Consider the following 8726-nt stretch of genomic DNA (forward strand, 5'->3'; position numbering starts at 1 on the left):
CGACCGATCAGGAGAACTCCCCCATGTCACACGATTCCGACGACAAGACCTACCCGTATCAGAAGGACGACGCCGAGCTGCGTCGCCGCCTCACGCCGATGCAGTACGAGGTCACGCAGCATGCGGCGACCGAGCGCGCGTTCACCGGCGAATACACCGACACCGAGGACGCCGGCATCTACAAGTGCGTCGTCTGCAGCACGCCGCTGTTCGAATCCGGCGCGAAGTTCCATTCGGGCTGCGGCTGGCCGAGCTACTTCAAGCCGCTGAACGGCGAGGTGATCGACGAGAAGATCGACCGCTCGCACGGGATGGTGCGCGTCGAGGTGCGCTGCAACCATTGCGGCGCGCATCTCGGTCACGTGTTCGAGGACGGCCCGCGCGACCAGACCGGTTTGCGCTACTGCATCAATTCGGCTGCGTTAAACTTCGAGTCCCGACCCGAAAACGAATGAGCGTCACCGCGCGGATCGATCGGCACAGCGTCGCCCGCTGCGCCGCTCCCGGCGGTAGCGCCCCGCGGGTCCCCACCACGGTGAAAGGCCGCTCGACGCGGCCTTTCACGCAGCTGCGAGCGCCATGAAATTCCTGTTCGATCTGTTTCCGATCATCCTGTTTTTCGCCGCCTTCAAGGTCTGGGGCATCTTCACCGCCACCGCCGTCGCGATCGCGGCAACGCTGGCCCAGGTCGCGTGGGTCGCGTTCCGGCACCGGAAAGTCGACACGATGCTGTGGGTCAGTCTCGGTGTGATCGTCGTGTTCGGCGGCGCCACCCTCGTCCTGCATGACGAGAAATTCATTCAATGGAAACCGACTGTGCTGTACTGGCTGTTTGCGATCGGGCTGCTCGCCGCGCGCTATGCGTTCGGCAACAACCTGATCGAGAAAATGATGGGCAAGCAGCTCACGCTGCCGCACCCCGTGTGGGACAAGCTGAACGTCGCATGGGCGCTGTTCTTCGCGGTGCTCGGCCTCGCGAACCTGTACGTGGTGCACAACTTCACCGAATCGCAATGGGTGAACTTCAAGCTGTTCGGCACGACCGGCGCAATGGTCGTGTTCATCATCCTGCAGAGCCTGTGGCTCACGAAATATCTGAAGGACGAGTGAGATGACCGACGCCTTTCTGAACGCGTCGCCCGACGCACGCATCGCGCTGATCGAAGCCCGCCTGAGCGCCTCGCTCGCGCCGCTGTCGCTCGCGGTGCGCGACGACAGCGCGCAGCACGCGGGCCACGCGGGCGCGTCCGCCGGCGGCCATTACACGGTCACGATCGTGTCCGCCGCATTCGCCGGCAAGTCGCGCGTCGCGCGGCACCGGCTGGTGTATGATGCGCTCGCTGATGCGATGCAGCGCGGCATTCACGCGCTCGCAATCGTGGCTTACACGCCCGAAGAATTCAACGAATCTTCAATCTAGTCTCAACAGGAATTCCCGATGATCCTGAAATCCCCCCGCCTGTGGGTCGCGGCGGCTGCTTTTGCAGCGGCACCGGCATTCGCCCAGAACATCGCCGTCGTCAATGGCACGCCGATTCCGAAGTCGCGCGTCGATGCGATGGTCGCGCAGCTCGTCCAGCAAGGCCAGGCCGATAGCCCGCAACTTCAGCAAGCCGTGCGCCAGGAACTCGTGAACCGCGAAATCCTGATGCAGGAAGCGATTCGCGAAGGCATCCCGAACCGTCCCGACGTGAAGGCGCAAATCGCCGTCGCGCAGCAGACGGTCGTGCTGCGCTCGATGATCGAAAACTTCCTGAAGAAGAACCAGCCGACCGACGCCGAAGTGAAGGCGCGCTACGACGATCTGGTCAAGGGCGCAGGCGGCAACCGCGAGTACCACCTGCACCACATCCTCGTCGACAACGAGCAGCAGGCGAAGGACCTGATCGCGAAGATCAAGGCCGGCGCGAAGTTCGAGGATCTGGCGAAGCAGTATTCGAAGGATCCGGGTTCGGGCAAGAACGGCGGCGATCTCGACTGGTCCGATCCGAAGGCGTACGTGCCGGAATTCGCGGCCGCCGCGCAGAAGCTGCAGAAAGGCCAGATGACCGATCAGCCGGTGAAGACGCAGTTCGGCTGGCACATCATCCGTGTCGACGACGTCCGCGACGTCGCGCCGCCGCCGTTCGATCAGGTGAAGGCGCAGATCGCACAGCAGATCGTGCAGCAGAAGCTGCAGGCGTTCGAGGAAGGTCTGCGTCAGCAGGCGAAGATCCAGTAACGTCGGCGCCCCGCGCCCACGCACGAGGCCGCTCGATCGAGCGGCCTTTTTCTTTTGTGCGCAGGCCGTGCGGCGGGCGCAAAAAAAGCCGCTTCGAGGCGGCTTTCGGTGCGACGGGACGGCGGACAGTAAAGCGCCCGCGCTAGCCGAGATCGAACGCGTCGTAATAGCGAACGTCGCCCGACGGCCGCGGCGCGTGTGCATCGAGCGCCAGCGCAAGCAAACGCCCGGCCGGCGCACCGTGCAACGCCAGATCGCTGCAAGGCGCAAAGCCGAACCGCGCGTAGTACGCGGGATCGCCGAGCACGACGCAACCATGTGCCCCGAGCCGGCGCAGCGCATCGAGCCCGGTGCGCACGAGCCCCGCGCCGACGCTCTGCCGCCTGCAATCGGGCCGCACCGCGAGCGGCGCGAGCGCATACCAACGGCTGTCCGGCGACGCGCCGCCGATCGCAACCGGCGAAAACGCGATGTGGCCGATCACGCGGTCGTCACGCTCGGCGACCAGCGACACGCCGAGCGCGCCGGCCGCGCGCAGCGCGTCGACGATCTGCCGCTCGCGCTGGCCTTGCCGCGGCTCGCCGGCAAATGCGGCCGCGATCACGCGACCGATCGCATCGACGTCGCGCGCGCGTTCGTCGCGCAACGTGACGATGTCGACCGGCGCGTGTGGATCGAACATCAGCCGATCCAGCGGCGCGCGTTACGGAATACGCGCAGCCACGGGCTCGCTTCGCCCCAGCCTTCCGGATGCCAGCTCATCGTGACCGTGCGGTGCACACGCTCCATGTGCGGCATTAGCACCGAGAAGCGGCCGTCGGCCGTCGTGACCGACGTGATGCCGGCCGGCGACCCGTTCGGGTTGAACGGATAGCGCTCGGTCGCCTCGCCGCGATGGTCGACGTAGCGCATCGCGACCGCGACGCGGTCGATGTCGCCCTGCTGCGAGAAGTCGGCATAGCCTTCGCCGTGCGCGACCGCGACCGGAATGCGCGAGCCTTCCATCCCCGCGAAGAAGATCGACGGCGACTTCTCGACTTCGACGAACGAGAAACGCGCCTCGAACTTCTCGGACTTGTTGCGCGTGAACTTCGGCCACGCTTGCGCGCCCGGGATCATCGACGCGATGCTCGACAGCATCTGGCAGCCGTTGCAGATGCCCAGCGCGAACGTGTCGGGGCGCGCGAAGAACGCCGAGAACATGTCGGCGAGCTGCGCGTTGAAGCGGATCGTCTTGGCCCAGCCTTCGCCGGCGCCCAGCACGTCGCCGTACGAGAAGCCGCCGCACGCGACCGCGCCCGCGAAATCGGCGAGCGTCGCACGGCCGGCGAGCAGGTCGCTCATGTGCACGTCGTGCGCATCGAAGCCCGCGCGGTCGAACGCATACGCGGTTTCGAGGTGCGAGTTCACGCCCTGCTCGCGCAGGATCGCCACGCGCGGGCGCGCGCCCGTCGCGATGAACGGCGCGGCGATGTCGTCGGCCGGATCGAACGTGAGGACCGGCGAGATGCCGGGGTCGGCCGCATCGAGCAGCGCGTCGTGTTCGGCATCGGCGCACGCGGGGTTGTCGCGCAGGCGCGCGATGCGCCAGCTCACTTCGCTCCACGCGCGATGCAGTTCCACGCGCGGTGCGTCGAAGATCTTCTTCGCGTCGCGGTACACCTCGATCACGTCGCGATCGTTGACCGTGCCGATCACGTGCGAGCATGCCGACAGGCCGAATTCGCGCAGCGCGCCGAGCACCGCGTCGCGCTCGCTCGCACGCACCTGCACGACGGCGCCGAGCTCTTCGGAGAACAGCGCGCGCAGCGTGCGGTCGTCGCGGCGGCCGCTCGTCTGCTTCGCCCAGTCCTTCGCGTCGCCGTAGTCGGATTCGTGGTCGGGATCGAGCGTCAGCATGTCGACGTTCAGCGACACGCCGGCGTGACCCGCGAACGCCATTTCGCAGACGGTCGCCCACAGGCCGCCGTCCGAGCGGTCGTGGTAGGCGAGCAGCTTGCCTTGCGCGTTGAGCGACTGGATCGCGTTGAAGAAGCGCTTCAGGTCTTCCGGATCGTCGACGTCGGGCGTCGTGTCGCCGACCTGCTGCGTGACCTGCGCGAAGATGCTCGCGCCCATCCGGTTCTTGCCGCGGCCCAGATCAATCGCGATCAGCACGCTGTCGCCCGCGTCGGCGACGCGGCGCAGTTGCGGCGTCAGGTGGCGGCGCACGTCCTCGACCGGCGCGAACGCGGAGATGATCAGCGACACCGGCGACACCACTTCCTTCGCGACGCCCTGCTCGTCCCACTTCGTCTTCATCGACAGCGAGTCCTTGCCGACCGGGATGCCGATCCCGAGCGCCGGGCACAGCTCCATGCCGATCGCCTTCACCGTGTCGAACAGCGCGGCATCCTCGCCGGCCGTGCCGCACGCGGCCATCCAGTTCGCCGACAGCTTCAGCTTGTCGAGCGACGCGATCGGCGCGCTCGCGATGTTCGTGATCGCCTCGCCGACCGCCATGCGGCCCGACGCCGGCGCGTCGATCACCGCGAGCGGCGTGCGCTCGGCCATCGTCATCGCCTCGCCCTTGAAGCCCGCGTAGTCAAGCGCGGTGATCGCGCAGTCGGCCACCGGAACCTGCCACGGCCCGACCATCTGGTCGCGCACCGACGTGCCGCCCACCGAGCGGTCGCCGATCGTGATCAGGAACGACTTGCTGCCGACCGTCGGATGCTTGAGCACGTCGAGCGCGACCTGCGCGAGCGAGATGCCCGTCACGTCGACCGGCGCACGCTCGGTCGCGACGCGCGCGACGTCGCGATGCATGCGCGGCGGCTTGCCGAGCAGCACTTCCATCGGCATGTCGACCGGGAATTCGTCGGCGCCCGTCGCTTCGGTGTCGACCAGCTGCAGCTGGCGCTCGTCGGTCGCGACGCCGACCACGGCGAACGGGCAACGCTCACGCGCGCAGATCGCCTCGAAGCGCGGCAGGTCGGCCGGCGCGATGGCCAGCACGTAGCGCTCCTGCGCTTCGTTCGACCAGATCTCGCGCGGCGACAGGCCCGACTCCTCGAGCGCGACCTTGCGCAGCTCGAAGCGCGCGCCCTTGCCCGCGCCGTCGACGATCTCGGGGAACGCGTTCGACAGGCCGCCCGCGCCGACGTCGTGAATGCTCAGGATCGGGTTTTCCGCGCCGAGCTGCCAGCAGCCGTTGATGACTTCCTGCGCGCGCCGCTCGATTTCCGGGTTGCCGCGCTGCACCGAGTCGAAGTCGAGTTCGGCGGTGTTCGCGCCGGTCGCCATCGAGCTCGCCGCGCCGCCGCCCATGCCGATGCGCATGCCGGGGCCGCCGATCTGGATCAGCAGCGAACCCGCCGGCACGTCGTGCTTGTGCGTGTGTTGATCGGCGATGTTGCCGAGGCCGCCCGCGATCATGATCGGCTTGTGATAGCCGCGCACCGTGCCGCCGACGTTCTGCTCGTACACGCGGAAGTAGCCGCCGAGGTTCGGACGGCCGAACTCGTTGTTGAACGCGGCGCCGCCGAGCGGGCCGTCGATCATGATCTGCAGCGGCGACGCGATCCGGTCCGGACGACCGTACGGGCCGTGCTGCTCGTTCGGGTTGCGCTCGCCGACCGGCTGCGCCGCATCGCGGGCGTTTTCCCACGGCTGGCGTGCGTCGGGCAGATCGAGGTTCGACACCGTGAAGCCGGTGAGCCCGGCCTTCGGCCGCGCGCCGCGGCCGGTCGCGCCTTCGTCGCGGATCTCGCCGCCCGCGCCGGTCGCCGCGCCGGGGAACGGCGAGATCGCCGTCGGATGGTTGTGCGTCTCGACCTTCATCAGCGTGTGCGTGAGCTCGGTATGGCGGCCATACCGTTCGCCCGGCTCGCCGGCCGCGCCCGCGCCGCGCGGGAACCAGCGCTCCGCTTCGGCGCCGACCATGATCGACGAGTTGTCCGAATACGCGACGATCGTGCCCTGCGGGCTCAGCTTCTCGGTGTTGCGGATCATCGCGAACAGCGACATGTCCTGCGCTTCGCCGTCGATGGTCCACTGCGCGTTGAAGATCTTGTGACGGCAGTGCTCGCTGTTCGCCTGCGCGAACATCATCAGCTCGACGTCGGTCGGGTTGCGCTCGAGCTTGCGGAACGCGTCGACCAGGTAGTCGATCTCGTCGTCGGCGAGCGCGAGGCCCAGCTCGGCGTTCGCACGCTCGAGCGCCGCGCGGCCGGCGCCCAGCACGTCGACGGTCGCGAGCGGCTTGGCCGGCAGTTCGTCGAACAGATGCCGCGCGTCGTCGCGCGCGGCGACCACGCTCTCGGTCATCCGGTCATGCAGCGCCGCGGCGACGGCCGCACGCGCGTCGTCGGACAGCGCCTTCTTGCCGCCGAGCAGGCCCGACTTCAGCGTCACCGTGAATTCGACGCCGCGCTCGATGCGGCGCACCTGCACGAGGCCGCAGTGCTGCGCGATGTCGGTCGCCTTGCTGGCCCACGGCGAAACCGTGCCGAAGCGCGGCAGCACGACGAAGGTCTCCGTCGTGCCCTTCTCGGCCGCCGGCTCGAACGGCGCGCCGTAGTGCATCAGCGCGTCGATGCGCGCGCTGTCGTCGGCCGACAGCGGCTCGGACGCATTGACGAAGTGCAGGAACTGGCCGCGCACGGCGACGATGTTGGCGTCGATCTGCCTGAGCGTGTCGAGCAGACGGGTTTGACGGAAATCGGAGAGGGCCGAAGCGCCGGGAAAACACGAGAAGTGAGCCATGGGCTGGACTGACGTCGATGAGTCGCGCGAGGTGGCGACGTGTGGCGAAAGGAAGGCCGTAATTATACCCGGAAGTCGGCCCCCGGACCGGCCGATCGGCACGGGCGGCCCACCGCGACGGCGCTTCGGCCGCGGCCGGGCCTGCCGGGCCGCCGGGCGGGCACGGGCGGCCCACCGCGACGGCGCTTCGGCCGCGGCCGGGCCTGCCGGGCCGCCGGGCGGGCCCGGCCGCCCCGCTGGACGCGCGGCCGCGCCCGGTTGGCGGAACTGGACGGCGCGTACGCGCCGGTTGCCGCGATTTTGGCGCTATCATTCCCGGTTCCCCGGGCCGGCGGCCCGTCAGCGAATTCTCATCGGGCGGCGCGTGCCGCCGTCATCGAAGCAATCCATGGATGTCATCGTCATCGGCGGCGGAATCAGCGGCGTCGCCACCGCCTACCAGCTGCGTGCGGCCGGCCATCGCGTGTGTGTGGTCGAACGTCACGCGACCGTCGCGCAGGGCGCCACCTACGGCGACGGCGGCACGCTGCTGCCGAGCCCGCTCGACGTCTGGTTCGGCCCGACCTTCATGCGCCACCGCCAGCCGCGCGACACCGGCATCCTGTACAAGCCCGGCTTCAACGGCGGCGTGCGCCGCTTCGTCAAGCAGCTCGCGGCGCTGCGCGAGCCCGACGCGTTCGCCGCGCAGTACGGGCGGCTGCGTCCGCTGATCGACGCGGCGCGCGACACCGTCGCCGACATCGAGGCGCGCCTGCAGCTCGAATACGAACAGAAATCGGGCGTGCTGCACGTCGTGCGCGACGCGCGCGACTGGGACGCGCTGCAGCCCGCGCTCGACCTGCTGCGGACGCTCGACCAGCCATACCGCGTGCTCGACGCCGACGCCTGCGCGGCGCTCGAGCCGTCGGTGCCGGCCGAGCCGAGCTGCGCGGGCGGCGTGCTGTTCGAGACGGAGCGCACCGGGAATTGCCCGCTGTTCGCGAAACTGGTCAAGCAGGCGCTCGACGAGCACGGCGTGCAGTTCCGCTTCGGCGCGGAAGTTGCCGCGATCCGCGCCGACGCCGGGCGCGCCGCGGTCGAGCTCGCGCCGGCCGACGGCCGGCATGCGGCGAACGCGCGCGAGGTCGACGTGATTTCGGCCGACGCAGTCGTGGTCGCCGCCGGCGCCGGCAGCCTGCCGTTGCTGGCGCGCCTCGGCTGGCGGCTGCCGCTGCATCCGGTGCGCGTCCATACGCTGACCGCGCCGGTCGCATACGAAGAACATGCGCCGCACCTGTGCGTCGTCGACGCGATCAAGCGGATCTCGATCACGCGCACGCAGCAGCGGCTGCGCGTGGGCGGCGGCGCCGTGCTGCAAAGCAGCGCCGACACCGCGAAACCGCTGCCGGAGCCGCTGTCGGAAGCCGCGCTCGCCCTGCTCGGCCAGGCCGTTCACGACTGGGTGCCGGGCGCCGCGCGTATCTCGGCCGCGCTGTCGTGGCAAGGCACCCAGCTGCTGTCGCCGGACGGCCTGCCGGTCGTCGGTCCGACCGCGCATCCGCGCGTATTCGTCAACTTCGGGCACGGCCCGGCCGGTTGGGCGCTCGCGTGCGGCTCTGCTAAAGTGGTGACCGACTATCTGGGCGGCGCCGCGCAGCAATGGCCCGCCGACACGCTCGCGGCGCTCGGCGCCGCACGCTTCACGACCTGACCGCCGCGGGCCGACGTCCGGGGCGGCTCCTTGTTCCGCACCTCGACCCCGCGATGACCACCACTGCCC

At 69.2% G+C, this 8726-nt stretch carries 7 protein-coding genes; 5 read left to right on the forward strand and 2 right to left on the reverse strand.

Features of this window, described 5'->3' with window-relative positions; translation table 11 throughout:
- Positions 1-23 precede the first annotated feature (23 nt).
- The 4 genes from msrB (at position 24) to C3Y15_RS02110 (ending at position 2221) form a co-directional block, all read left to right on the forward strand.
- Complete coding sequence (msrB, locus tag C3Y15_RS02095) at positions 24-455, forward strand: peptide-methionine (R)-S-oxide reductase MsrB (RefSeq protein WP_011885063.1); 432 nt, start codon at positions 24-26, stop codon at positions 453-455.
- Positions 456-579: 124 nt separating this feature from the next.
- Positions 580-1110 carry a septation protein A gene (locus C3Y15_RS02100; RefSeq protein ID WP_014723160.1) on the forward strand — a complete coding sequence of 177 codons (531 nt, stop codon included), beginning with the start codon at positions 580-582 and terminating at the stop codon, positions 1108-1110.
- A 1-nt stretch (position 1111) separates the two neighbouring features.
- On the forward strand, positions 1112-1420 hold the full coding sequence (locus C3Y15_RS02105; RefSeq protein WP_011885065.1) for a BolA family protein: 309 nt from the start codon (positions 1112-1114) through the stop codon (positions 1418-1420).
- 18 nt (positions 1421-1438) lie between these two features.
- On the forward strand, positions 1439-2221 hold the full coding sequence (locus C3Y15_RS02110; protein ID WP_011885066.1) for a peptidylprolyl isomerase: 783 nt from the start codon (positions 1439-1441) through the stop codon (positions 2219-2221).
- A gap of 142 nt (positions 2222-2363) precedes the next feature.
- On the opposite strand, the gene C3Y15_RS02115 is transcribed toward C3Y15_RS02110, so the two are convergent.
- Together C3Y15_RS02115 and purL are read right to left on the reverse strand one after the other, a co-directional pair.
- Positions 2364-2903, reverse strand: a complete 540-nt coding sequence (locus C3Y15_RS02115; RefSeq protein WP_046426919.1) for an N-acetyltransferase — start codon at positions 2901-2903, stop codon at positions 2364-2366.
- Entirely contained in the window at positions 2903-6967 is a 4065-nt protein-coding gene (gene purL, locus C3Y15_RS02120; RefSeq protein ID WP_124259638.1) for a phosphoribosylformylglycinamidine synthase, read from the reverse strand. Before purL ends, C3Y15_RS02115 begins: the two co-directional genes overlap by 1 nt.
- A 388-nt stretch (positions 6968-7355) precedes the next feature.
- Here purL and C3Y15_RS02125 point away from each other — a divergent pair, with 388 nt between their 5' ends.
- Complete coding sequence (locus C3Y15_RS02125; protein WP_059568336.1) at positions 7356-8657, forward strand: FAD-dependent oxidoreductase; 1302 nt, start codon at positions 7356-7358, stop codon at positions 8655-8657.
- The last annotated feature ends 69 nt before the right edge of the window (positions 8658-8726 follow it).

Origin of the sequence: Burkholderia sp. B10 (genome assembly GCF_004368385.1) — a bacterium.
Taxonomy (GTDB): domain Bacteria; phylum Pseudomonadota; class Gammaproteobacteria; order Burkholderiales; family Burkholderiaceae; genus Burkholderia; species Burkholderia vietnamiensis.